At 64.2% G+C, this 229-nt stretch carries 1 pseudogene; it reads right to left on the bottom strand.

Annotation, left to right across the window (positions count from 1 at the left end):
• Window positions 1-229, bottom strand: a pseudogene (locus tag KVT28_RS27485) (type-F conjugative transfer system mating-pair stabilization protein TraN); the annotation flags it as partial.

Genomic DNA, 229 nt, shown 5'->3' on the forward strand with positions numbered 1-229 from the left:
AGGTGGTCTTGCTGACCTCCTGCGCACCGCGCGGGCTGCCGTTGACGCCGGTAATGGCGGCGGCGCTGTTCCGTATCTCGTCGCTGGGCTTCATCATGTCGGAGTCGTAGCTGAGCTTGTCGGCCGGGTTGTTGACGTAGGACTCGCGGGCGGTTTGCCCGGGATCCGATTCCGTAAGCTCCGTCTGGCCCTCCACATCAATGTAGGTCGACGTCTGCGTCGGGTCGCT

This window comes from Pantoea sp. GbtcB22, from assembly GCF_019091025.1.
In the GTDB taxonomy this organism is placed as follows: Bacteria; Pseudomonadota; Gammaproteobacteria; order Enterobacterales; family Enterobacteriaceae; genus Pantoea; species Pantoea leporis.